Source organism: Acidimicrobiales bacterium, assembly GCA_016794585.1.
Lineage (GTDB): Bacteria > Actinomycetota > Acidimicrobiia > Acidimicrobiales > DATDAH01 > JAEUJM01.
Genome location: JAEUJM010000029.1, coordinates 44,710 through 68,647, shown reverse-complemented (window position 1 = coordinate 68,647; position 23,938 = coordinate 44,710). Strand labels below are relative to the sequence as shown.

24 protein-coding genes and 1 tRNA gene are annotated in these 23,938 nt (G+C 72.4%); 13 read left to right on the top strand and 12 right to left on the bottom strand.

Features of this window, described 5'->3' with window-relative positions; translation table 11 throughout:
- Positions 1-9 precede the first annotated feature (9 nt).
- Positions 10-597 (bottom strand): hypothetical protein, encoded by a 588-nt coding sequence (locus JNK12_14870; GenBank protein ID MBL8777223.1) that lies wholly within the window; start codon positions 595-597, stop codon positions 10-12.
- A gap of 233 nt (positions 598-830) precedes the next feature.
- On the opposite strand from JNK12_14870, the gene JNK12_14865 reads away from it, so the two are divergent.
- Entirely contained in the window at positions 831-2,102 is a 1,272-nt protein-coding gene (locus tag JNK12_14865; protein MBL8777222.1) for a hypothetical protein, read from the top strand.
- Between the two features lie 40 nt (positions 2,103-2,142).
- Here JNK12_14865 and JNK12_14860 read toward each other — a convergent pair whose 3' ends face one another.
- From JNK12_14860 to JNK12_14830, 7 genes are all read right to left on the bottom strand, one after another.
- Positions 2,143-2,562, bottom strand: a complete 420-nt coding sequence (locus JNK12_14860; GenBank protein ID MBL8777221.1) for a DUF1330 domain-containing protein — start codon at positions 2,560-2,562, stop codon at positions 2,143-2,145.
- Between the two features lie 5 nt (positions 2,563-2,567).
- On the bottom strand, positions 2,568-3,062 hold the full coding sequence (locus JNK12_14855) for a MaoC family dehydratase N-terminal domain-containing protein (protein MBL8777220.1): 495 nt from the start codon (positions 3,060-3,062) through the stop codon (positions 2,568-2,570).
- A gap of 56 nt (positions 3,063-3,118) precedes the next feature.
- Positions 3,119-3,592: a hypothetical protein gene (locus JNK12_14850; GenBank protein MBL8777219.1), complete on the bottom strand. Its 474-nt coding sequence runs from the start codon at positions 3,590-3,592 to the stop codon at positions 3,119-3,121.
- A complete protein-coding gene (locus JNK12_14845) occupies positions 3,589-4,308 on the bottom strand; it encodes a histidine phosphatase family protein (protein ID MBL8777218.1) in 720 nt (239 codons plus the stop codon). Before JNK12_14845 ends, JNK12_14850 begins: the two co-directional genes overlap by 4 nt.
- 60 nt (positions 4,309-4,368) lie before the next feature.
- On the bottom strand, positions 4,369-6,876 hold the full coding sequence (locus JNK12_14840) for a DUF3516 domain-containing protein (protein MBL8777217.1): 2,508 nt from the start codon (positions 6,874-6,876) through the stop codon (positions 4,369-4,371).
- A gap of 101 nt (positions 6,877-6,977) precedes the next feature.
- Entirely contained in the window at positions 6,978-7,271 is a 294-nt protein-coding gene (locus tag JNK12_14835) for a hypothetical protein (GenBank protein MBL8777216.1), read from the bottom strand.
- Between the two features lie 105 nt (positions 7,272-7,376).
- Positions 7,377-7,449: transfer RNA gene (locus JNK12_14830), tRNA-Thr, on the bottom strand.
- A 74-nt stretch (positions 7,450-7,523) separates the two neighbouring features.
- Between JNK12_14830 and JNK12_14825 the strand changes: the two genes are divergently transcribed.
- The 4 genes from JNK12_14825 to otsB all read left to right on the top strand — a co-directional run bounded on the left by JNK12_14825 (position 7,524) and on the right by otsB (position 10,634).
- Entirely contained in the window at positions 7,524-8,948 is a 1,425-nt protein-coding gene (locus JNK12_14825; protein ID MBL8777215.1) for an FAD-dependent oxidoreductase, read from the top strand.
- A 69-nt stretch (positions 8,949-9,017) separates the two neighbouring features.
- Positions 9,018-9,278 (top strand): DUF3263 domain-containing protein, encoded by a 261-nt coding sequence (locus JNK12_14820; protein MBL8777214.1) that lies wholly within the window; start codon positions 9,018-9,020, stop codon positions 9,276-9,278.
- 3 nt (positions 9,279-9,281) lie between these two features.
- Positions 9,282-9,836 (top strand): LytR C-terminal domain-containing protein, encoded by a 555-nt coding sequence (locus JNK12_14815; protein ID MBL8777213.1) that lies wholly within the window; start codon positions 9,282-9,284, stop codon positions 9,834-9,836.
- A gap of 24 nt (positions 9,837-9,860) precedes the next feature.
- Complete coding sequence (otsB, locus tag JNK12_14810) at positions 9,861-10,634, top strand: trehalose-phosphatase (protein ID MBL8777212.1); 774 nt, start codon at positions 9,861-9,863, stop codon at positions 10,632-10,634.
- 82 nt (positions 10,635-10,716) lie between these two features.
- Here otsB and JNK12_14805 read toward each other — a convergent pair whose 3' ends face one another.
- On the bottom strand, positions 10,717-12,090 hold the full coding sequence (locus JNK12_14805; protein ID MBL8777211.1) for a trehalose-6-phosphate synthase: 1,374 nt from the start codon (positions 12,088-12,090) through the stop codon (positions 10,717-10,719).
- Between the two features lie 165 nt (positions 12,091-12,255).
- Here JNK12_14805 and JNK12_14800 point away from each other — a divergent pair, with 165 nt between their 5' ends.
- Positions 12,256-13,254 (top strand): glycerate kinase, encoded by a 999-nt coding sequence (locus JNK12_14800; GenBank protein ID MBL8777210.1) that lies wholly within the window; start codon positions 12,256-12,258, stop codon positions 13,252-13,254.
- Between the two features lie 3 nt (positions 13,255-13,257).
- Here the strand turns inward: JNK12_14800 and JNK12_14795 are convergent, their stop codons facing one another.
- Positions 13,258-13,491: a hypothetical protein gene (locus JNK12_14795; GenBank protein ID MBL8777209.1), complete on the bottom strand. Its 234-nt coding sequence runs from the start codon at positions 13,489-13,491 to the stop codon at positions 13,258-13,260.
- Between the two features lie 23 nt (positions 13,492-13,514).
- Here JNK12_14795 and JNK12_14790 point away from each other — a divergent pair, with 23 nt between their 5' ends.
- Complete coding sequence (locus JNK12_14790; protein ID MBL8777208.1) at positions 13,515-14,957, top strand: amidase; 1,443 nt, start codon at positions 13,515-13,517, stop codon at positions 14,955-14,957.
- A gap of 89 nt (positions 14,958-15,046) precedes the next feature.
- Here JNK12_14790 and JNK12_14785 read toward each other — a convergent pair whose 3' ends face one another.
- The gene (locus JNK12_14785; protein MBL8777207.1) at positions 15,047-15,925 is read right to left on the bottom strand and encodes a glucosyl-3-phosphoglycerate synthase; all 879 of its coding nucleotides are present in this window, start codon (positions 15,923-15,925) and stop codon (positions 15,047-15,049) included.
- A 19-nt stretch (positions 15,926-15,944) separates the two neighbouring features.
- Here JNK12_14785 and thrC point away from each other — a divergent pair, with 19 nt between their 5' ends.
- The 3 genes from thrC (at position 15,945) to groL (ending at position 19,414) form a co-directional block, all read left to right on the top strand.
- Positions 15,945-17,222, top strand: a complete 1,278-nt coding sequence (gene thrC / locus JNK12_14780; protein ID MBL8777206.1) for a threonine synthase — start codon at positions 15,945-15,947, stop codon at positions 17,220-17,222.
- Positions 17,219-17,494 carry a MoaD/ThiS family protein gene (locus JNK12_14775; GenBank protein MBL8777205.1) on the top strand — a complete coding sequence of 92 codons (276 nt, stop codon included), beginning with the start codon at positions 17,219-17,221 and terminating at the stop codon, positions 17,492-17,494. Before thrC ends, JNK12_14775 begins: the two co-directional genes overlap by 4 nt.
- Positions 17,495-17,782: 288 nt before the next feature.
- Positions 17,783-19,414, top strand: coding sequence for a chaperonin GroEL (groL, locus tag JNK12_14770; GenBank protein MBL8777204.1), 1,632 nt, complete (start codon positions 17,783-17,785; stop codon positions 19,412-19,414).
- 87 nt (positions 19,415-19,501) lie between these two features.
- Here groL and JNK12_14765 read toward each other — a convergent pair whose 3' ends face one another.
- Positions 19,502-20,878, bottom strand: a complete 1,377-nt coding sequence (locus tag JNK12_14765; protein ID MBL8777203.1) for a GGDEF domain-containing protein — start codon at positions 20,876-20,878, stop codon at positions 19,502-19,504.
- Positions 20,879-20,922: 44 nt separating this feature from the next.
- Here JNK12_14765 and JNK12_14760 point away from each other — a divergent pair, with 44 nt between their 5' ends.
- The 3 genes from JNK12_14760 to JNK12_14750 all read left to right on the top strand — a co-directional run bounded on the left by JNK12_14760 (position 20,923) and on the right by JNK12_14750 (position 23,925).
- The gene (locus JNK12_14760) at positions 20,923-21,732 is read left to right on the top strand and encodes a formate dehydrogenase accessory sulfurtransferase FdhD (protein MBL8777202.1); all 810 of its coding nucleotides are present in this window, start codon (positions 20,923-20,925) and stop codon (positions 21,730-21,732) included.
- Between the two features lie 77 nt (positions 21,733-21,809).
- Positions 21,810-22,493, top strand: a complete 684-nt coding sequence (locus tag JNK12_14755) for a chlorite dismutase family protein (GenBank protein MBL8777201.1) — start codon at positions 21,810-21,812, stop codon at positions 22,491-22,493.
- A 115-nt stretch (positions 22,494-22,608) separates the two neighbouring features.
- A complete protein-coding gene (locus tag JNK12_14750; GenBank protein ID MBL8777200.1) occupies positions 22,609-23,925 on the top strand; it encodes a branched-chain amino acid ABC transporter permease in 1,317 nt (438 codons plus the stop codon).
- Positions 23,926-23,938 lie beyond the last annotated feature (13 nt).

Sequence of the window (23,938 nt, the reverse complement as noted above, 5' to 3'; positions counted from 1 at the left end):
TCGTCCTGCTCAGCGGGCCGGGCAGCCCTTGGGTGAGCGGCCCAGCGCCCGCAGTCCGGCGAGGTCGCCCGACCGGTACGGAGCGTCGGCGGTCCCCATCACCTGGGTGGAGAAGGCCTCGCCGTCGGGATGGTCGAGGCCGAACAGGTGCCCCACCTCGTGGAACGCCACCCGGCGGTGGGCGACGGCGTCGCCGTTCAGGTCCCCCGGGTCGAGGACGATCACGCCGCTGACGTAGCGCCCGCCGCGGATGGCCGGGTCGCTCCATCCGGCGTGCCGCCCGGGGATCACGTCGTACGAGACCCACACGGGGTCGCGGTCGTCCTGGTGCACCCCGTCGGCGTCGACCCTGCCGTCGTAGCGGACGGGGATCCCCGTGGCGAGCGACGCCGCCGCGAACGCGTCGTGGATGTCCGAGGTGAGGACCAGGCGTCCGCCGGTGGGGTCGATCTGGTAGTGGATCGTGGCGCACGGAGACCAGCGCACGGGCTGGCCCCGCGAGTCGAGGTGGAGGTAGGCGTAGGGCTGGCACGCGGTCGTCATCAGGAGTGCGACCCCGACGAGGACCAGCGCCATCGTGGTTCGAGTTCGTCGCATACCTCGGGATCGACGGACGCTGGAGGGGTCCCGATCGGCCAACCGCGCCCTTCTGCGTGGTGCCGACGCGCGGGCCGAAGGTCCCGGACCGTGGGGAGCGCAATCTCCCGGGCGACCCTCGGGAGGCGGCGGCCCGGACGCGGGTCGGCGTCGTCGGTCGAGAGGCAGAGGATGACGCGGCCCCGTCACCCCGCTCATCGTCCAGACTGGACCCGGTTCCCCGAGGAGGGCGGATGCGAGCGACGCGCAGTCTGATGATCGTGATGGGCCTGGTGGCCGGCTCGATGGCACCGGTCGTGGTCGCCTCGCCGGCGGGGGCAGGGGGCGTCGGCCTCAGCGGCGTGAGTCAGGTCGCCGCCAACGCCTCCATGACGTGCGCGGTGCTCCAGGACACCACCGCCCGCTGCTGGGGGATGGGGCCGCTCGGCACGGGTGGCGCGTTCAACCAGACCTCCACCCTCGCCGTGCAGGTGCAGGACGCCAACGGCGACCCGCTCACCGGGGTCACCCAGGTGGCGGTGGGTACCGGCTTCGCCTGCGCTCTCCTCCAGGACACCTCGGCGGTGTGCTGGGGCGAGAACCTGGTCGGCAACCTCGGCGACGGGACCACGACGCCGAGCGCCCGTCCCGTCGTGGTGCAGCAGCAGGGCGGTGCCACCCTGACCGGGATCACCCAGCTCGCTCTCGGGGACTTCCACGCCTGCGCCCGGCTGTCCTCCGGTGAGGCCCGCTGCTGGGGTCAGAACCAGGGAACGATCGGCGACGGGACCCGTACGAACCGCAAGCGGGCCGTGGTGGTGCAGAACGGCGCCGGCACGGGCCCGCTGACGAACGTCACGCAACTGGCAGCCGGGTCGAACCACACGTGCGCGCTCCTCGGCGACGGCACGGTGCGCTGCTTCGGCGAGAACGGTCAGGGCCAGATCGGCGACGGCACCACGACGGCTCGCTTGCTGCCCAAGCTCGTGAAAGCGACCTCGGGCACGGGCTCGCTCACCGGCGTGACCCAGATCTCGTCCCGCCTGCAGACCACCTGTGCGCGCCTGGGCGGCACCGGCCAGTTGCGATGCTGGGGACCCAACACCAACGGACAGCGGGGCAACGGCACGGTGACCCTGCCCGGCCAGGCCGGGCCGTTGCGCCCGACCGCGGTGAAGGCACCCTCGGGCACCGCCGCCTTCACCGGCGCCCAGTCCGTAGGGGTGGGCGCGTTCCACGCCTGCGCCCGGGTGACCACTGCGCAACTGCGCTGCTGGGGCCTCAACCGCGACGGGCAGGCGGGTGACGGCACCCGGACCTCACCGCGGAAGCTGCCCGTGGTGGTGCGCAACCAGTTCGACACCCAGCCGTTGAGCAACGCGCAGACCGTCGTCGGCGCCGATCAGCACACGTGCGCGCTGCTCACCGACTCGACCGTCCAGTGCTGGGGGGCCAACAACTTCGGCCAGGTCGGTGACGGCACCACCACGCGCCGCAAGCTCCCGACGCCGGTGCAGGCCGCCTAGCCCCGGCGGGCGGCGCGCCGGGCTCCGGGCGGCGTGCCTCTCAGGTGCGGACGGCGGTGGTGCGCACCAGGCGGCTGTCGGCGAGCGCCGCGGTGCGGTGGCCCTGGATGGCCACGTACTCGGCCGACGACACCATCGAGACGAAGGCCGTGGTGTCCGGGTAGCGCACGAGCACGATGTCGTCCCACTGCTCGTCGTCGGGGCCGATGAGCGTGCCGTGGCACCCGCCCAGCATCTCGATCGACCCGCCGATGCCGGCCAGGATGGGCAGCACGCCCTCGGAGTAGCGCTGGTAGGCCTCGCGGCCGGAGATGGGGGACTCGGGCGCCAGTTCGGCGGCCTCCGAGTAGTCGGCCTCGTCGAGGTAGCGCAGGAGGTTCAACATCACCACGGTGCCGCCGGGGTCGTTCGCGAGGAACTGGGCGAGCTGCTCGGTGGTGGGCTCCACGTGTCCGGTCATGGCACTCACACTGCCAGATCATCGCTGCTGCCCGCACCGTCGCCGGTCGCCGGCTCGGGCCGGCAGCGGACCATCGCCGCGCTCGCGAGGCTGAAGACGACCTCGTCGCGCTGGTTGAGCAGCTCACCGGTCGACGAGACGATGCCGATGCCGGGGCGGCTGTTGGACCGGCGCAGCTCGACCACGGTGGAGCGGGCCCGCAGCTCGTCGCCGGGCCGGACCGGGGCGTGGAGGCGCAGCTTGTCGAACCCGAGGGCGCTGACCGCGGCCACCTTCTCCGTCTCCGGCACCTTCGAGTGCAGCGAGCAGCTGATGGCGAAGACGTGGGCGGAGCACGCCACGAGGCCGCCGAACATGGTGTCGGCGGCGGCGACCGGGTCGACGTGGAAGGGCTGCGGGTCGAACCGCTCGGCCATCTCGATGATCTCCGCCTCGGTGACCAGGTAGGCGCCGCCCTTGTGGTCGACGGTCCCGATCGCGAAGTCCTCGAAGTAGCGCACGGCGGGACGCTACCGGCGCCCGGGCGCCTGGACGGAACGTCGTCGAGCCCTCGCCGTCAGGCGCCGGCCCCCGTCGCCCCGGACCCGTGCCGGACCTCGAACAGCTCCCGGTCGGCCTCGTCCTCGAACCCCACGACCGCCCACGTCTCCCGTCGCCCGGCGCGCCGGAGGCCCTCGACCCGGTGGTTGCCGTCCTCGAGGGCGAAGCCTCCGTCCCGGAACGTCACGATGACGGGGGCCGGTTGCCAGCCCTCGGCAAGACGACGCTCGAGGTCCTCCACGTCATCGCGCCACTCGTGGTCCTCGACGGCGACCAGGACGGGGGCGTCGCGCGGTCCGGCGAGTCGGCCGAGGAGGTCGATGGGCAGCGGTACGGGTCCGTGCCAGGACGCCATCCGGCCCATGAGGAGGTCGGCCAGCTCGGCGTTGTCGCTGCCGGGGCTGCACAGGAACTCCCGCACCCACGGACCCAGTGCGTCCTGCTCGCCAGCCCGATGGGCGGCGTCCGCCCAGTCGATGTCGGTGCTCACGTCGCGCTCCTTCCCACGCCGGCGCTTGTCGATGCCGCCTGCTCGATCAGGTGGGTCGCGTCGTTGAAGCGGTGCAGGGTCCATCGCCCGCGGCTGGGGTCGTGGCGCCACTCGGTGAGGCCTGTGTTCGTGGGTTGCAGGGTGGCGCCGGAGCCCGGGTGCGGGATGTCGAACAGCACCCGGACCGAGGCGCCGATGACGCCGGCATGGCAGACCGCCACAACGGTCTGGCCGATGTACTCGGTGGCGATGCGCTCGAGCATCTGGCGCACCCGCGCGTGGAAGCTGTTCCAGCTCTCCCCCTCGGGGGCGAAGACCCGATCCGGTTCGGCTTCCATGTCGAACGTCCCGAACCGGGTGGTGTACTCGGTCCACTCGAGGCCGTCGGCGTCTCCGGTGTGGATCTCGCAGAGGTCGCACTCGTGCGCGGCCACCGGCAGGCCCATGCCGGGGGCGATGATGTCCGCGGTCTCGATGGCCCGGGGGAGCACGCTGGCCAGCAACACGTCGGCCCGAAGCTCGCGCGTGGTCTCGAGGCGGCGCCGCAGCGCTTCGGCCTGCGTCCGACCGTGCGGCGTGAGCCCGGCGCAGCCGGTGCGGCCGCCGATGACGCCGTGGAAGCCCGCGTGGGCCTCCCCGTGGCGGACGAGGACGAGCCGGGTGGGGCCTCGACCCTCGGGCGGTGACGTCAGATCGGGTTCGGCGGCTTCGGCCATACCCGGTTCCTTCCCCGTGCGGCGCCTGAGACGTCACTCTCCGTTTCCGGGCAGCCGGGATCAGCGCCGGCGGAGGCCCTCGAAGCGGGCGACGATCTCGCCGGCCTCCGCCGAGGCGGGGAGGTCGACGGTGACGTCGAGGTACCACTCGTCGTGGCCCTCGGGGTCGACGAGGATCTGCTCGACGGCCCACTGGGGGCCCTCGTCCGCCACGAGGAAGCGGGCCGGCCCCCGGGCGTCGCCGTCGATGCCGATCCGCTCGTTCCAGGCCACGTCCGGGTACGCCGTGAAGAACGGCTCGAACTGCTCGAGCAACCTCGCCGCCGTCCATCCGTGGTTGCCGATCTCGGTGAGGTCCTCCGACCACGCCTCCCACTGGCCGGTGGCGGCGTACTGCACCCACCGGAACACCCGGGAGCGGACGAGGGCCCGGAAGGCATGGCGGTCGGTGGTGATGTCCACCACGGCCTCGGTGGCGTCCTCCAGGGCGTCGAGGTCGACGGCCGCTTCGGGGTCGAACATCGCCGTCCACTCGTCCAGCAGGGACGAGTCGGTCGTGCGGATCACCGCGCCCAGCCAGTCGGTCAGCTCGTCGACCTCGTCGGTCTTGGCCGCGTCGGGGACGGCGCGCAGCATCGTCTTGTACACGTCCGACAGGTAGCGCAGCAGGAGCCCCTCGGAGCGCTTGATGCCCAGGAAGCGCACGAACGAGGGGAAGTCCATGGAGCGGTCCCACAGGTCGCGCACCACGCCCTTGGGGGCGATGTTGCGGTCGCCGATCCACGGGTTGGCCACCCGCCAGCGGTCGAACACGTCGTAGATCTCGTCGCGCAGCGGCTGCGGGTAGTTGATCTTCTCGAGCTCGGCGATGCGCTCCTCGTACTCGACCCCGGCGGCCTTCATCGCGGCCATGGCCTCGTCCTTGGCCTTGTCCTTCTGGGCCATCAGGATGGGGAAGGGGTTGTCCACCACGGCCTCGACCAGGGCGAGCAGGGCGAGGGCGTAGGACTCGTGGTCGGCGTCGAGCTGGGGGACCGCGGTCAACAGGAACGGCGACAGCAGCTGGTCGAGGGCGAAGTCGGCCTGGAGCGCGCGGTCGACCTCGACGAAGCGCCCGTACTCGTCGGGCGTCTCGAGGAGGCGGACGACGTTCGCGGTGCGCAGCGCCTTGTAGAGGCTCAGCGTGGTGCGGACGTGGCGGCGCTGGCGGTCCCGCGGCTCGTGGTTGCCGAGCAGCAGCGCCCGGCCGTGGACCCAGGCGTCACCGGGCCGGTCCAGGAGCTGCATGAGCATCCCCGGGGTGATGCGGAACGACGAGACGAGGGGCTCGGGGGTCGCCGACTGCAAGCGGGTGAAGGTGTCCTCGTCGTAGTGGACGAACCCGCGCGGCGGCGCCGCCTTCTTCAGCTTGCGCTTCTTCTTCGGGTCGTCGCTGGCCTTCGCGTCGGCGGCGTCGTTGGCGGCCACGTGGTCGGGCGCGACGGCCACGACGAGGCCCTCGGTGTCGTAGCCGGCGCGCCCGGCTCGGCCGGCGATCTGGTGGAACTCACGGGCACTGAGCAGGCGGGTCTCGGTGCCGTCGTACTTGTAGAGGCGGGTGAACACGACGGTGCGGATGGGCAGGTTCACCCCGACTCCGAGGGTGTCCGTGCCCGAGATCACCTTCAGCACGCCTTCCTGAGTGAGGCGCTCGACCAGGCGGCGGTAGCGGGGGAGCATCCCGGCGTGGTGGACGCCGACGCCGTTGCGCAGGAGCCGGGCGAGGTCGCGGCCGAAGCCGGCGGGCAGCTTCGCCCGGGACAGCTCCTCGGCGACGATCGACTTGCCCCGCTCGTCCAGCTTGGTGACCGAGGCCAGGGCCGATGCCTGGGCAACCGCGTCCTTCTGCGAGAAGTTGACGATGTAGAGCGGCGCCGCGTCCCGGTCCAGCAACTCCTCGACCGTGTGGTGCAGCAGCGTGCGGTGGTATTCGAAGCGCAGTGGTACCGGGCGCACGGCGTCGTCCACCACGGCGGTGGGGCGACCGGTGCGCCGGGTCAGCTCCTCCTGGAAGAAGGCGACGTCACCGAGCGTGGCGGACATGAGCAGGAACGACGCCTGGGGGAGCTCGAGGAGCGGGACCTGCCAGGCCCATCCCCGGTCGGGGTCGCCGTAGTAGTGGAACTCGTCGAGCACGACGGTGTCGACGTCGGCCTCGGCCCCGTCCCGGAGAGCGACGTGGGCGAGGATCTCGGTGGTGGCGCAGATCACCGGGGCGTCGGCGTTCACGGACGAGTCGCCCGTGAGCAGGCCGACGTTCTCGGGGCCGAGCTGGCGGCACAGGTCGAAGAACTTCTCGGACACCAGCGCCTTGACCGGCGCGGTGTACCAGCTGCGACCCCCGCCGGCGACCGACCGGGCGTGGGCGGCGAGCGCCACCATCGACTTCCCCGAGCCGGTCGGCGTGGCCAGGATGACGTTGGCCCCCGACAGCAGCTCGAGGATGGCCTCCTCCTGGTGGGGGTACAGCGTGAGCCCCGTCGCGTCGGCCCACTCGGTGACCGCGAGCAGCACCTCGTCACCGTCCATCGACGGACGCAGGTGGTCGAGGAGGCGGTCGCTCACCGCCCCAGTGTGGAGGGCGACCGCGGCGCCGGCGACTTCAGCGGGAGCTGGTTGGCCGTCGAGCGTCAGCCGGGGTGCTGGTAGTTGAAGACGTCGAGCTCGATGACCTGGGTCGGCGGCTCGACCTGCGCCGCCGCGAGCGCCGCGCCGAGGCGCTCCGCGAGGAAGCGCTCCTGGTCGTCCTTGGACTGCCAGATCTCCGAGACGGCGAGTCCGGTGTCGGTCAGCGCCGCAGTGTGGGAGATGAGGGCGTCGGGCCAGCCGGTGGTCCCGTCCTCGTCGATGCCCATCTGGGCGTTCACCGCCCAGTACTCGTCCTCGCTCACCCCTTCGAACAACAACACCACGCCGTAGGCCATGACGGACGCCTCCTTGTCACCGCCTGTGTACCACCTGGCGCCTGGGCACATCGCCGGCGCTCCGAGCGGAGGAGCGGAGGATCAGCGTCCCAGCCAAGTCGTCAGAGCCGGGTGCCGGGATCGAACCGACGACATCCTCTTTACAAGAGAGGTGCTCTACCAACTGAGCTAACCCGGCGGGGGAGGCCAGCGTACCGACGGCGCCGGCGGGGTCGGGTGGTTGACCGGCGACGGTCCGGCCGTCAGGATCCGGTGGTGGCCGCACCGTCGAGCTGGCCGGGGGAGGCGCTCGACCACGCCGCACCCGTCGTGTTCTGGTCGGACCGGCCGGACGCGCCGCCGGCGGCGCCCGCGCTGACCACCCGGGCCGCGCCGTTGCACGCCGACCTCGTGGTGGTCGGGGGCGGGTTCACCGGGCTCTGGGCGGCGATCCAGGCGTTGGAGGACGAGCCCGGTCGGCGGGTCGTGGTGCTCGAGGCCGAGCGGTGCGGGTTCGGCGCCAGCTCGCGCAACGGTGGGTTCTGCGACGCCTCGCTGACCCATGGCGTCGAGAACGGCTTCTCGCACTGGCCCGACGAGATGGACGTGCTCACCCGCCTCGGCCGGGAGAACTTCGACGCGCTGGAAGCGACCCTCGCCCGCCACGCGGTCGAGGCCGCGTTCCGCCGGGCCGACGAGGTGGCCGTCGCCTCCGCTCCCTGGCAGCTGGCTGACCTCGAGTCCACCGTCGCCACCCATCGGGCGGTCGGCGACGACGTCGAACTGCTCGACCGGGCGCAGATGCAGGCGCTGGTCCACTCGCCCACCTATCTCGGAGCCCTCGTCCGCCACAACGACTTCGCCCTGGTGGACCCGGCCCGCCTGGTCTGGGGCCTGCGGGCGGCGGCCGAGTCACTGGGAGCGACCGTGTTCGAGCATGTCCGCGTCGAGGGCATCGACGCGGATCGCCGCGGCGGGCTCTCGGTGCGGGTGGCCGGCGTCACCATCACCGCCGATCAGGTGCTGGTGGCCACCAACGCCTACCGGGGGCCGGTCCGCCGCACCCGCCGCTACGTGATCCCGGTGTACGACCACGTGCTGGTGACCGAACCGCTCTCGGCGGCGCAGTGGGACGCGGTCGGCTGGGCGGGCGGCGCCGGCTTGTCGGACGCCGCCAACCAGTTCCACTACTACCGGCCCACGGAGGACGGCCGCATCCTCTACGGCGGCTACGACGCCACCTATCACTTCGGCAACGGGGTGGGGCCGGCCCACGATCAGAGCGACGAGACCCACGGCCTCCTGGCCCAGCACTTCTTCGCGACGTTCCCCCAGCTCGAGGGGCTTCGCTTCACCCACCGCTGGGGCGGCCCCATCGCCACGACCACCCGCTTCACCGCCGCCTGGGGGACGAGCCACGGCGGCGGGGTGGTGTGGGTGGCCGGCTACACGGGCCTCGGGGTCGCGGCCAGCCGCTTCGGCGCCCGGGTGGCGCTCGACCTGCTCGCCGGCGCCCCGACCGAGCGCACCGAGCTCACGATGGTGCGCCGGCCGCCCTTCCCCTTCCCGCCCGAGCCGCTGCGCTGGGCGGGCGTGGCGCTCACCCGGCGGGCCATCCAGCGCTCGGACGCCAGGGAGGGCCGCCGCGGCCCCTGGCTGGGCCTGCTCGACCGCTTCGGCATCGGCTTCGACTCGTGACCCGCCGTCGCAACGGGAACGGGGGAGGGTCCGCGATCTGAGGGTGGCGGCGTGCCACGCTCGAAGGTGATGGGTTTGAGCGACCGCGACCGGTCTATCCTCGACTTCGAACGTACCTGGTGGACCCAGGACGGACCGAAGGAGAACGCGATCCGCTCGCAGTTCGAATTGTCACCCACTCGCTACTACCAGCTGCTCAACCAGCTCCTCGACGACCCCGAGGCGCACGAGTACGACCCGCTGGTGGTCCGCCGACTCCGGAAGCTCCGGACCGAGCGCCGTCGCGCCCGGTTCGTGGGTCCGTCGGTCGGCCAACACCCCGGACGGTGAGCCATGGCGAACCAAGCTGAAGCCGCACCCGTCCGAGGCCTGCTGCTCATCGGTGCGGCCGTGCTCATCGGCTTCCTCTTCCTGAGCAAGGGCTTCGACAACGGCGGCGTCGACCTCTCGACCGGCGACCTGCCGTCGTCGAGCGACACCACCGTGCCCGTGGACGTGGGCTCCGGCACCGACAGCACCGATTCGACCGACGTCATCGCCGGCACCGGCACCACCGTCGTGGCGCCGGGTGCACTGCCGGTGTACGTGGCCAACGGATCGGGGGTGGCCGGCGCGGCCGGCGTGGCCACCACCACCTTGACGGCGGCGGGGTACACCGCCGCCATCCCGCCCGAGGGCTCGGCGCCGAACACCCCGACGACGATCGTCTACTACTTCGAGGACGCCACGACGAGCTACCAGGCCGACGCCCAGGCCGTGGCGGCCACGTTGGGCGCCCAGCCCACCGCCGTGCAGCCCCTGCCGGCGGACCCGGGCTTCGACATCAAGAACGCCGTGGTGGTCGTGTGGCTGGGTCCCGACCTCGCGCAGGCGGCCCCAGCGGGCTGATCCCGCCGGGTCTGTGATGAAGCCGTGACCGGCGAGACCGCGTCGACCGACGCCCTTGCGCCCTTCCTCGCCCAGCCCGAGGACGCCGCCATCATCATCGACTACGACGGCACCCTGTCGCCCATCGTCGACGACCCCACGCAGGCGCTGCCCCTCGACGGCGTGCCGGAGCTGCTCGACGAGCTCACCCGCCGCTACGCCCGGGTCGCGGTGGTGTCGGGCCGGCCCCTCGCCTTCCTGCTCGACGTCCTGCCCCACTCGCTCATCCTCACCGGCCTGTACGGCCTCGAGGCGCTGAGCGGCGACCGGCGCTTCGACCACCCCCAAGGCGGTGCCTGGCGCGAGGTCATCGACGACGTCGCGTCCCTCGGCGAGGTACGCGGCCCCGCCGGGATGCTCGTCGAGCGCAAGGGCCTCTCGCTCACCCTGCACTTCCGCACCCACCCCGAGATCGAGGCCGAGGTGCACGAGTGGGCCACCACGCAGGCCACCCGGTCCGGCCTGCGTTGCCGCCCGGCGCGGATGTCCTACGAGCTGCACCCGCCCATCGACGTCGACAAGGGCACCGCGGTGCGCAACATCGCCAGCGGCGTGCACTCGGTGCTCTACATCGGCGACGACGTCGGCGACCTGTCCGCCTTCGCCCAGCTCGACGCGCTCGCCGAGGAGGGTCGAGAGACCCTGCGGGTGGCGGTGCGCAGCGACGAGTCCGCCGCCGAGCTGCTCGACCAGGCCGATCTCGTGGTCGAGGGCCCCGCCGGCGTGCGCGACCTCCTCCAGCGCCTCACCCACGCCTGACCGAGACCGTTCTGGTAGCTCACTGGCTACACAGGTGTTGCCAGGTGATGACCACAAGCGCCGCAGTGCTGGCGCGAGAGGGTCAGGTGGCGGCGGCGAGGAGGTCGGCCAGCCAGTCGGCCGGGCGGCGGGCCTCGACGATGGCGAGGCGGCGCTCGTGCTGGTCGGCGCGCTCGCCCTGGGGCATCGAGAGGGCCTGGTGGAGGGCGTCGGCGGTCCCGGCGAGGTCGAACGGATGCACCCGCAGTGCGGTGTGGCCGACCTCCTCCCACACGCCGGCCTCGGGGCTGAGGGCCAACACCGACTGACGGGCGCTGAGCAGCGTCCCCTCCTTGGCGACGAGGTTGAGACCGTCACGCACCGGGTTGACCAGCAGCACGTCGGCGAGGGCGAGCGCGGCGAGCGAGCGCGGGAAGTCGTCCGAGGCGTCGTACAGGATGGGTGTCCACCCGGGGGTGGCCCACCGCCGGTTGATGTCGGCCACCACCCGCTCGACCTCCTGGCGATAGGCGAGGTACTCGGGCAGCCCCTCGCGTGACGGGTACACGAAGGCGCCGAAGACCACCCGCTCGCACCACTCGGGGTGGGTGGCGAGCAGGTCGTCGAACGCGAGGAAGCCCCGCAGCAGGTTCTTCGACAGCTCGATGCGGTCGACCCGGACCAGCAGGCGGCGGTCACCCACCTCGCGTTCGAGCTCGGCCCGGGCCGCCACGCCGGCGTCGGACGTGGCCACCGCGGTGAGGTCGTCGGGATCCGAGGGCAGGGGGGACACGAAGGTGCGGGGAGACTCGCTCAGGACGAGGCGGGCGCTGGCCTCGAAGTCGGCCGCCCAGCGGGTGCAGTGGAATCCGCAGGCGTCGTGGGCGGCCATGCCGGCGAGCAGTTCGCGGGCCTCGGCGTCGGGGAGCACCCGCAGGAGCTCGGGCGGGGCGAAGGGGGTGTGGCTGAAGTGGATCAGGGCCAGATCGGGTCGGTGTTCGGCCACACGCGGGGCCATCAGGCACAGGTGGTAGTCCTGCACGAGCACGGCGGCGCCCTCGGGGGCGTCGGCGATCACGGCGTCGGCGAAGGCGTCGTTGACCCGGCGGTAGGCGGCCCACGCCTCCTGCCAGCGCCGGTCGAACCGGGGCCGGCGGGCCGTCTCGAAGAGGCCGTGGTGCACGAACCAGAGCACGGCGTTGCAGACGACGTCATAGGCCAGGCGGAAGTCGTCGGGGTCGACGGCCAGCGCCCGCACCCGGAAGCCCTCGGCTTCGATCACCCCGCCGGCTGCCGCCTCACGGTCGGCGTCGGACATGGCCGCGGCGATCCACGTGGCGTCGGTGCCCGCTACCAACGGGCCGATGCCCGACACGAGCCCGCCGGCGCCCCGCTTGGCCACCAGTTCGCCGTCGTCGCCGTAGCGGAACGACACCGGGCCACGGTTGGACACGATGACGATGGGTCGGTCGGCCACATCGGCGAACCTACCCGCCCCCGGGTCGGCCGAGCGCAGCCTCTCGACGAGCGCCGCCGCTCGGCCGGCGTGCACCGGGTGCGCACGCGGCGTCGAGATCGGCGGGTCGTCGGTCCGTGGATCCACGCGGGACCGGGTGACCGATCCATGGGCCAGACTCGTCGGGTGAGAGTCGTCGCCGCGCCCGACAAGTTCCGGGGGACCGCGTCGGCGACCGAGGTCGCCGATGCCATCGGCCGCGCCGCCTGGGAGGCGGGGTGGACCTGCGACGAGCTGCCCATGGCCGACGGAGGCGAGGGACTGCTCGAGGCGCTCGGTGGGGCCAACCGCACGTCCACGGTCACCGGACCCCTTGGCGATCCCGTCGATGCTCCGTGGCGACTGGACCGCTCCACCGCGGTGGTCGAGATGGCGCTCGCTTCCGGGCTGTCTCTCGTCGGTGGCGCCGACGGGAACGACCCCATGGCCGCCTCCACCTACGGGACGGGTGAGCTCATCGGCGAGGCGGTGGAGGCCGGCGCCCGACGGGTGATCGTGGGCGTCGGGGGCTCCGCCACCACCGACGGCGGGCTCGGAGCGCTGCGGGCCCTCTACCCGCTGCAACGACTGAAGGGCGTCGAGATCGTGGTTGCCTGCGACGTCACCATCCCCTTCGTCGACGCCGCCGAGCGCTTCGCCCCCCAGAAGGGCGCCTCGCCGGCACAGGTGAAGCTGCTCCAGCGCCGCCTCGAACGGCTCGTGCAGGTGTACGAGGACGAGCACGGCGTCGACGTCAGCGCACTGCGGGGCGCCGGCGCCGCCGGTGGGCTGGCCGGGGGGCTGGCCGCCGCCGGCGCCCGTCTCGTCGAAGGCTTCGACGTGGTGGCCGACGAGGTGGGCCTCGACGAGACCATCGAGGGCGCCGACCTGGTGGTGACGGGCGAGGGCTTCCTCGACGCCGCCTCCTTCGAGGGCAAGGTGGTGGGCGGCGTGACCGCGCTCGCCGCCGAGTTCGAGGTGCCGGTGCTGGCGGTGGTCGGGCAGGTCTACGACGACGTCCACGACCGCGTGCCGGTGATCTCCCTCGTCGAGCGCTTCGGGGAGGAGCGGGCGTTGCACGACACCGCGGCGTGCGTCACCGAGGCAGTGGCGGCCCACCTGACCACCCTCGGCCCCGCGACCTGAGGGTCAGGAGTCGGGCGGGCCCTTGTAGCCCTTGACCAGCACCCAACCCACGGCGCCGACCACCGCCACGACGATGCCCAACTTCACCAACGTGTAGAAGGTGGCGAGCACGAAGCTGAACAGGCTCCACGCCCCGAAGAGGGCCAGACCGCCGATGACGACGACCGGGAGCCACGCCATCGGCGGCCGTTCCAAATCGTCGCCGCCTCGCCGCTCGAGCTCGTCACCCGGTGCCATCGCCAAACCCTACGCTCGCTCCCATGGATTCTGACGCCGCCTTCCTCGACGCCACCGCGCAGGCCGAGCTGGTGCGCTCGGGCGAGGCCAGCCCCCTCGAGCTGGTCGACGCCGCGATCGAGCGCATCGAGCGCCTCAACCCCCAGCTGAACGCCGTCATCCACGAGCGCTTCGACAAGGCGAGGGCCGAAGCCGCGGCCGACGTGCCCGACGGGCCGTTCCGGGGTGTCCCCTTCGTGGTGAAGGACCTCGACGGCTTCAGTGCGGGCGACCCCTACTACGGCGGCACCAAGTTCCTGCGCGACCACGACTGGCGGCCGGAGCGCGACACCTACCTCACCGAGAAGTTCCGGGCCGCCGGCCTCATCTGCGTGGGACGCACCAACACCCCCGAGCTCGGCCTGGTGCCCACCACCGAGCCCGCCACCTACGGCCCCTCCCGGAACCCCTGGGACACGACCCGCTCCACCGGTGGGTCGAGCGGCGGCTCGGCCGCAGCCGTGGCCTCGGGCATGGTGGCGATGGGCCACGCCGGCGACGGCGGCGGCTCGATCCGCATCCCCGCCAGCGAGTGTGGCCTCGTCGGCTTGAAGCCCTCCCGCGGGCGTCACTCGGTCGGCCCCGAGGTGGGGGAGTCCTGGGGCGGCCTGGTGGCCCGCCTCGCCGTCACCCGCAGCGTCCGCGACACCGCCGCGGTCCTCGACGCCGTGCAGGGCCCCATGCCCGGCGACCCCTACACCGCACCGCCCCCGGCCCGTCCCTACGTCGACGAGCTCGGTGCCGACCCCGGCTCGCTGCGCATCGGCTGGCGACTCGACGCCCCCAGCATCGAGGCCGACCCCCACCCCGAGGTGGTCGCTGCCGTGGAGGGTGCGGCCGCCCTGCTCGAGTCGCTCGGGCACCGCCTCGAGGCGTCGTCCCCGCTGGCCCTCGACGATCCCAACTTCGTCGTGCACTTCATCAACGCCTACAACTCGTGGGTCGCTCGGGACCTCGACCGCCTCGGCAACAAGGTCGGCACGCCGGTCACCGCCGACGACGTCGAGCCGGGGACGTGGGCGCTCGCCGAGGCCGGCCGCCTGGTCAGCGCCACGGACTACCTCGCGGCGGTCGAGTACATGCATTCGTTCACCCGTGACGTCGCCAGCTGGTGGGCCGACGGCTTCGACCTCCTGCTCACCGCCACCATCCCTGAGCCCCCGCCGCTGCTGGGCCAGTTCACCGGCACCGCCGACAACCCCCTCGTGGGGCTGTTCCGCTCCGCGGAGATCGTCCCCTTCACCGCGCCCTTCAACACGACGGGCCAGCCCGCCATCTCGCTGCCCCTGCACTGGAGCGCCGACGGCCTCCCCATCGGCATCCAGCTGGTGGCCGCCTACGGACGCGAGGACCTGCTCCTGCGGGTGGCCTCGCAGCTCGAGGCGGCGGCCCCGTGGGCCGACCGGCGCCCGCCCGTCCACGCCTGAGTCACCCCGGAAACTCCCCGGCGCCACATCTGGTGCGTACCTGGCAACACTGGTGTTGCCAGGTCGCTACCAGAACGGAAGGGCGTGGCTCAGGGGGAGGGGCGGCGGTACGCCGGTGACTCGATGGGCGGGGGGCGTTCACCGGTGCCGATGGGCACGTCGGGCGCCCCGGGGCGCCGCAGCAGTGGTGGGTCCTCGGCGTCGACGCCGGCCCGTCGCAACGCCGTCGCCATGACCGCGAGCGCCTGGGGGGACAGCTCGGCCAGCGACCGGTTGCGGTGGTGGCGCACGCCGAGGTCGACCTGGGCGATGCCCTCCGGCCCGATCAGGCGGGTGACGTCGACCAGCAGGCCGAGGTCCACGCCGTAGCCCTGGACGAACGGGAGCCGCTCGAGCACGTCACGGCGACCCGCGTACTCGCCCGACAAGGGCTGCACGATGCCGCCCAGCTCTGGGAAGAGCAGGGCGATGAGGGGACGGGCCACCAGCTCGGTGACCCGCCCGCCCCCTTCCTGCTGGTCGTTGAGGGGTCGCTCGTAGAAGCCCTTGACGAAGCCCACCTGCGGCCGGGTGAGGAGGGGACCGAGCAGCCCGGTGACGAACGCGGGGTCGAAGGCGCGCACGTCGGCGTCGCACCAGACGATGAGGTCGCCCTTCGAGGCCACCACGGAGGTCCACAGCGCCTCGCCCTTGCCCTGTCCGTCGGTGGTGCGCACCACGGCGGCGCCCGCGTCGGCGGCGACGGCAGCGGTGCGGTCGGAGGAGTGGTCGTCGATGACGAGCAGCTCGTCGACGAGGCCCGCGCCGTCCACCAGGTGGGTGCGGATGGCCTCGACGATGGCCCCCACGGTGGCCGCCTCGTCCCGGGCGGGGAGACACACGGACACGCTGGTGTCGCCCTTGGCCGCCACCAGGTCCGCGAGGGCGAAGTCCCGGTGGTGGAAGGTCGGTGGCGGGGCCGACGTCACGGCGGCCATCGTAGGGACCGTGGCCCGTCCCTCCTCGCTCCGGTGCCGGGTGTGTTCGCACGAGCCCGATCAGCCGACCGTCCAGTACTGCGACGAGTGCTTCGGCCCCCTCGACGTCGCGGTCGGGCCACCGGAGGTCACGGGCGAGGAGCTGCGCCGGCGCGTCGTCGCCGGCCCGCCCTCGATGTGGCGGTACCGCGACCTCCTGCCCTTCGACGAGCCACCCGGTGCCGGACGAGTGGGAAACACGCCGCTCGTCGAGGCGCGGGCGCTGGGAGCCGCCCTCGGCGTGACCGACCTGTGGCTCAAGGACGACACCGCCAACCCCAGCGGGTCGTTCAAGGACCGGGTGGTCGCGGCGGCGCTCGGGCGGGCGGTGGCCGAGGGCCGCACCGTCCTCGCCGCGGCGTCGACCGGCAACCTCGCCCACGCACTCGCCGGCGCTGCGGCCCGGGCGGGGCTCCGCGCCGTCGTTCTCGTCTCCGAGGCACTGCCGGCGTCCGAGCAGGAGGCCCTGGCCGCGCCGGGCGCCACCGTCGTGCCGGTGGCGGGCGACTACGACACCGCGAACCGCCTCGCCTCGGAGGCCTCGATGGACGGGCTGAGCGCGAGCTGGGCGTGGTGCAACATCGGGCTGCGGCCCTGGTACGTCGAGGGCTCGGCCACCGTCGCCCACGAGATCGCCGAGCAACTCGGTTGGGCGGTGCCCGACGCCGTGATCGCCCCGATCGCCTCGGGCGCGATGGCCCTCGCCCTGCACCGGGCCTTCCTCGACCTGGCCGCGGTCGGGTTGGTCGAGCCCGGGCCGCCGCCGGCGTTGTGGGGGGCGCAGCCCGCCGGGTGCGCCCCGGTGGCCGACGCGTTCGCGGCGGGCGCCACCGACGTCCGGCCCGTGCGGCCCGCCACGGTGGCCTCCTCGCTGGCCATGGGCGATCCGCCCGACGGTCCCGAGGTCCTTGCCGTCGCCGGCGCCACGGGCGGCGGGGTGATCGCCGCACCCGAGGACGAGATCGCCGGGGCCCAGCAGTTGCTGGCCGACACCGAGGGGATCGCGGCCGAGCCCGCGGGCGGCGTGGTGGTGGCCGCGGTGGCACGCCTCGCCGTCGCCGGCCGCCTGCCTGCCGGCACCCGGGTCGTCGCCTGCCTCACGGGGGGCACCCACGACCGGTGGGCCTCCGCCCCGGCGCCGGGGATCGCTCCGGGGCGGGTGACCGGTACGATCCCACCCACTGTCTCTGCCCTCTCGGCCGTCGTGTCCGAAGGGCTCTCCGACGCACCAGAGGATCCGAGTCGATGAGCGTTACCGTCCGAGTGCCCACCACCCTGCGCACCCTCACCGGGGGCGAGTCCGAAGTGTCGGTCGAGGGCGAGACCGTCGGCGCGGTGCTCACCGCCCTCGACGTCGCCCACCCCGGCTTCAAGGACAAGATCTTCGACGAGGAGGGCAAGCTGCGTCGCTTCGTCAACGTCTTCGTGGCCGACGACGACGTTCGCTTCATGGACGGCCTCGACACGGTGGTGCCCGACGGCGAGACGCTGTCGATCATCCCGGCCGTCGCCGGCGGCTGAACCCCGACGCCCGGGTCCTGACCCGCGGGTAGGCCGCGCGGCCCTTTCGGGTCCGGGGGCGTGGGCCGATCGGCCCCTCGCGCTCGAGCGCGTCCCGTCCGCCGACGATCCCCCCCAGCACTGCGGGAACCTCCCCGGCTGGGCAGGGCACGTGTCGTGGCGGCACGGACGCCCCCCAGCCGGGGCCTTCCGGGACTTCCGGTGGTGGATTAGCACTCTCCCCTCTAGAGTGCTAATGCTTACGCACACACCTGCACGCTTACCGGTCACCCCACGGAGGACCACCGCATGTCGAAGATCATTGCGTTCGACGAAGAGGCCCGCCGCGGCCTCGAGTCGGGCATGAACCAGCTCGCCGACGCCGTCCGCGTCACCCTCGGGCCCAAGGGCCGCAACGTCGTGCTGGAGAAGAAGTGGGGCGCTCCCACCATCACCAACGACGGTGTGTCGATCGCCAAGGAGATCGAGCTCGAGGATCCCTACGAGAAGATCGGCGCCGAGCTCGTCAAGGAAGTCGCCAAGAAGACCGACGACGTCGCCGGTGACGGCACCACCACCGCCACGGTGCTGGCGTGGTCGATGGTGCACGAGGGCCTGCGCAACGTGGCCGCCGGCGCCAACCCGATGAGCCTGAAGAAGGGCATCGAGGCCGCGGTCGAGACCGCCGTCGAGTCCATCCGCAAGGTCGCGGTGGACGTCGAGGACAAGTCGCAGATCGCCCAGGTCGCGTCCATCTCGGCCGCCGACGAGGAGATCGGCCAGATGATCTCCGAGGCCATCGACAAGGTCGGCAAGGACGGCGTCATCACCGTCGAGGAGAGCCAGACCTTCGGCATGGACATGGACCTCGTCGAGGGCATGCGCTTCGACAAGGGCTACATCTCGCCGTACTTCGTGACCGACCCCGATCGGATGGAGGCCGTGCTCGACGACCCGTACATCCTGCTCGTGGGCTCGAAGATCTCGGCCGTGCGCGACATGCTCGCCGTGCTCGAGAAGGTGATGCAGTCGGGCAAGCCGCTCGTCATCATCTCCGAGGACGTCGAGGGCGAGGCCCTCGCCACCCTCGTGGTCAACAAGATCCGCGGCACCTTCAAGTCCGTGGCCGTCAAGGCCCCCGGCTTCGGCGACCGCCGCAAGGCCATGCTCCAGGACATCGCCATCCTCACCGGCGCCCAGGTCATCACCGAGGAGGTGGGCCTCAAGCTCGAGAACACCACTCTCGACCTGCTCGGCACCGCCCGCAAGGTGGTCATCACCAAGGACGAGACCACCATCGTCGAGGGTGGCGGCCAGGACGACGACATCACCGGCCGCATCGCCCAGATCAAGGCCGAGATCGACAACACCGACTCGGACTACGACCGTGAGAAGCTCCAGGAGCGCCTGGCGAAGCTGTCCGGCGGCGTGGCCGTCCTCAAGGTCGGCGCGGCCACCGAGGTGGAGCTCAAGGAGAAGAAGCACCGAATCGAGGACGCCGTGAGCACCACCAAGGCGGCCATCGAGGAGGGCGTCGTCGCCGGCGGTGGCGTCACCCTGCTGCGGGCCCAGGAGGGCATCGCCGACCTGGCCAAGAAGCTCGAGAAGAAGCAGCACGACGAGGCCACCGGCGCTCGCATCGTCCTGCGGGCCCTCGAGGAGCCCCTGAAGCAGATCGCGGTCAACGCCGGTCTCGAGGGTGGCGTCGTGGTCGAGAAGGTGCGCAACCTCGAGACCCCCGCCGAGGGCCTCAACGCGGCCTCCGGTGAGTACGTCGACCTCGTGAAGGCCGGCATCATCGACGCCGCCAAGGTGACGCGGTCCGCGCTGCAGAACGCCGCTTCCATCGCGGCGCTCTTCCTCACCACCGAAGCGGTCATCGCCGACGCCCCCGAGCCGGCCGGCGCCGGCGGCATGCCGGGCGGCATGGAGGACTTCTAGTCCTCACCGCAACACCTCCACCGCCCACCTCACGGTGAGCGGTCACGGGGACCGGGCCCTGCGGGGCCCGGTCCTCGTACTTTTCCCTCAGACGTCGCTGCGGCGGCGGGCAGGGTGGCCGGCGCCGGCCAGCACGAGAGTGCCCTTGCCGGAGCGCTTCGCCTCGTAGAGAGCAGTGTCGGCCTCGTGGACGATGGCGTCGGGGTCCGCCCCGTTCGGTCCATCGGCGAGGGTGAGCCCGGCGGACGCCGCGAGGGACACGATGGCGCCGTCGGGGAGTGCCACGGCGGACCGGGCCGCGCCCAGGAGCCGCTCGACCACGGCCGCCGCGGCCGCTGCGTCGGGGGGGCGGTGGATCAGCACGGCGAACTCGTCGCCGCCGAGGCGGGCCACCACGTCACCGGCGCGCATCTCCCGCGCGAAGCGCCCGGAGAGCTCGACCAGGAGGTGGTCGCCCGCGGCGTGGCCGTGTACGTCGTTCACACCCTTGAAGCCGTCGAGGTCGAGGTAGGCGACGGCGACCGGCACACCGTCGTCGACGGCTGCCTCCAGCAGCGTGAAGAATCGACCCCGGTTGGCGAGGCCGGTCAGCGTGTCGTGGTGGGCGAGGTGCTCGAGGCGCTCGCTGCTGGCGCGGCGGTCCAGGGCGAGTCTGACGAGCGTCTCGATGTCGCCGAGGTTCACCGCCAGGAGGTCGGCCATCGCCGGGTCCTCGGCCCATGCGGCCAGCAAGGCGGGCTGGTCCCGGCCCGGATCGGGGGAGCCCCGGAAGGCAGCGACGCGCAGGCCCCGCTCCGCGGCGACGCGGCGCACCGCCTCCGGCAGGCTGTCGAGCGACGTGAGGGTCACGGGTCGAAGCGCCTTCATGGCCACGGTCCACGGCGCGCCGAGCGACCGGTCCTGGCGGCCGTCGATGATCCCACCCAGCTCCGGGGGCAGCACCCCGAGGACGGTCCGTTCGCCGGCACTGTCGAAGGCGATGAGCGCGCCGGGGCGGCTCGGCGAGAACCGCTCGCCCAGGCCCGCCAGCGATGCCTCCGGGCCGGCGCCGGCGACCATGGCCGAGAAGGCCTCGGTCCGGGCCCGATCGAAGGGGTTGGGCCGGAGGGAGAACGCCACGTAGTGGCGCCCGTGGTCGTCGCGGATGCGCACCGAGGCGACGTCGAGCGTCTCGTACACCCCGTCGTGGCGGCGCAGGCGGTAGGGCGCCGTCCCGTCGCTCCACTGCGTGTGCAGCACCCCCACCGTGCTGGCGGCGCGTCGCAGGTCGTCGGGGTGAAGCCAGTCGAACGCGTGCTCGCCGATGATCGCCTCGGGATCCCAGCCGTAGCGCCGGAAGGCCTCGTTCGCGTAGACGACCCGGAAGTCCTCGTCGAGGATGGCAGCCGGCGCGGGGTCGTCGCGCACGACGCGCGCCAGCAGCTCGTCGTCGGGCTCCTCGCGGTCCGCGGCCGTCTCCCCCACCGGGTCCAATACTGTCACGGAGCCTCCATCGGTACCCTCGGGCCATGGCTGGAGCGGTCCGAGGACGAGTGGCCAAGGTGCTCAGCCGGCGCTTCGACGGCACCGAGGCCCGTCGCCTCCCCGACGAGGTCATCGTCGAGGAGCCGCTCGCCATCCATCTCGACGGAGTGCTGGTGGCCACCACCATGCGCACCCCCGGCCACGACTTCGAGCTCGCCGCCGGTTTCCTGCACGGTGACGGGTTCCTCGCCGACGCGCCCATCGTCACCTGCCGCTACTGCGGGACGGGCTCGGCGGTCGACACGGAGTTCAACGTGGTGAGCGTCGACACGGGCGGTGTCGCCCCGACGCCCACGCCCCGCCTCCAGACTGCGACCGCGGCGTGCGGGCTGTGCGGGAGCACGAGCCTGGACGACCTGGCGGCGCGCCTCGAGCCCCTGCCGCCCGCCGAGCCGTTCCCGCTGGGGCTGCTGGCGGGCGTCCCCGACCGGGTGGTCCCCGACCAGAAGCTCTTCGCCGCGACGGGCGCGGTACACGCGGCCGCCGCCTTCGACCGGGCCGGTGAACCCTTCCTGGTCCGCGAGGACATCGGGCGCCACAACGCCGTCGACAAGGTGGTGGGTCGCCTCCTGCTCGACGGGCGCCTCCCGGCCACCGGGCTCGGTCTGTTCGTGAGCGGTCGGGCCAGCTTCGAGATGGTCCAGAAGGCGTGGGCCGCCGGTTTCGCCGCCGTCGTGGCGGTGAGCGGCCCGTCCTCGCTCGCGGTCGAGACGGCCCGCACGGCCGGCCTCACCCTCGCTGGTTTCACCCGGGGCGGCGGCCTCAACCTGTACAGCCCCGAGCGTCCGGCCTGATGGCCCCGGCCTGATGGACCCGGCCGGATCGGTGCGGCGGGCCGGATCGCTTCGGCCCCCTCGTTAGCCTTGGGAGCATGAGCGACGCACTGTCTCCCTCGGTCGGCCTCGCGGTCCTGCACCTCTTCGTGAAGCCCCTTCCGGGCGCCGACGCCCAGGCCATCGCCGCCGCGGTCAAGCGGGCCGAGGGCGACGGCGACCAGGTGGTGCCGGTGGCCATGCTCGGCCACAAGGCCGACGCCGCCTTCATGGTCCTGAGCGAGGACGTCGTGCGCCTGCGCCGCTTCCAGACCGACGTGCAGGCCGCCGGCCTCACCGTGGTCGACTCGTACGTGTCGCTCACCGAGCTCTCGGAGTACGCCCAGGGGCTGCCGCCGGAGCGCAACCAGGCGCGCCTCCACCCGGTGCTGCCCCCCGAGGACATGCGGGCCTGGTGCTTCTACCCGATGTCCAAGCGCCGCAACGTGGGTGCCAATTGGTTCACGCTGCCCTACGACGAGCGCAAGGACCTGATGTACGAGCACGGCGCGTCCGGGCGGAAGTTCGCCGGCCGGGTGGTGCAGGTCGTGACCGGCTCGGCCGGACTCGACGACTTCGAATGGGGCGTCACCCTCTTCGCCACCCACCCGGACGTCCTCAAGGAGGTCGTCTACACGATGCGCTTCGACGAGGCGTCCGCCCTCTACGGCGAGTTCGGCGCCTTCTACACGGGGTACGTCACGAGCGCGGACGACCTCGGCGCGGTGTTGTCGATCGGTTAAGCCTGGGTTAACCGGGCGCTGTGGATCACTTGCAGCGTCACGATTCGCTACTGTGCCGCGGCGGTCCGCGGCGCCTCGAGCGAGGTCCCCGGTCGCCGAAGGGGAGAGACAACACGTGCGCAAGCTGATTCTCATCGTGCTCGCGGTCCTGATCGGTGGCTCGGTGTTGTTGTCGGGCGGCCCTGCGGGCGCACAGACCGACACCACCGAGGGCGACGGCGGAGCCACCACCACCACGACCGCGTCGGGCGGCGACGTCGGCGTGCGCGGCACCATCGAGAACGAGGACGAGCCCGTCGAGGGCGTCACCATCACGGTCAAGGACGCCTCCGGCGCCGTGGTCGGTGAGGCCACCACCGACGCGGAGGGCGCGTACGACATCCCCCTGCCCGGACCGGGCGACTACAGCGCCACCCTCGACGTCGACTCGCTCCCCGACGGGGTGAACCTCCGCAACGAGGATCGGGCCACCCTCGAGTTCACCCTGCGGCCCGGTCAGACCCGCCCGCTGCTCTACCCGCTCGGTGAGAGCGACAAGCAGGAGGTGACGGGCATCGAGAAGTTCCTCCAGCTGCTCGTCGAGGGCATCAAGTTCGGCCTCGTCATCGCCATGGGCGCCATCGGCCTGTCACTCATCTTCGGCACCACCGGCCTCACCAACTTCTCCCACGGCGAGATGGTGACCTTCGGGGCCATGGTGGCGTGGTGGCTCAACGTCAACATGGACATCCCGCTCATCCCCGCCGCGGTGCTGGCCATCGGGGTCGGCGCCGCTGCGGCCGCGCTCTACGACTTCGCCTTCTGGCGGCGCCTGCGCAACCGCGGCACCGGTCTCATCGCCATGCTCGTCATCTCGATCGGCATGGCCATCTTGTTCCGCTACTTCTTCCTCTACATCTTCGGGGGCCGGACCCGGCCCTACGGCGACTACGCGGTGCAACAGGGCATGGACATCGGCCCGATCTCGATCGCGCCGAAGGACCTCATCTCCATCGCCCTCTCCATCGTCGTGCTCGCCGGAGTCGGCCTGCTGTTGAACAGGACCAAGATCGGCAAGGCCATGCGAGCCGTGGCCGACAACCGTGACCTCGCCGCCTCGTCGGGCATCGACGTCGACCGGGTCATCCTCTTCGTGTGGGCGGCCGGCGGCGGCCTCGCCGCCCTCGGCGGCGTCCTGTTCGGCGTCACCGAGCAGGTGAGCTACCAGATGGGCTTCCGCCTCCTGCTGCTCATGTTCGCCGGTGTGACCCTCGGTGGCCTCGGCACCGCCTACGGGGCGCTCGTCGGCAGCTTGATCGTCGGCATCTTCGTGCAGGTCTCGACCCTCTGGGTGCCGGTGGAGCTGAAGAACGTGGGAGCCCTCGTGATCCTGATCCTGATCCTGCTGGTCCGCCCACAAGGCATCCTCGGGCAATCCGAGCGAGTCGGCTGAGGGGAGCGACGAC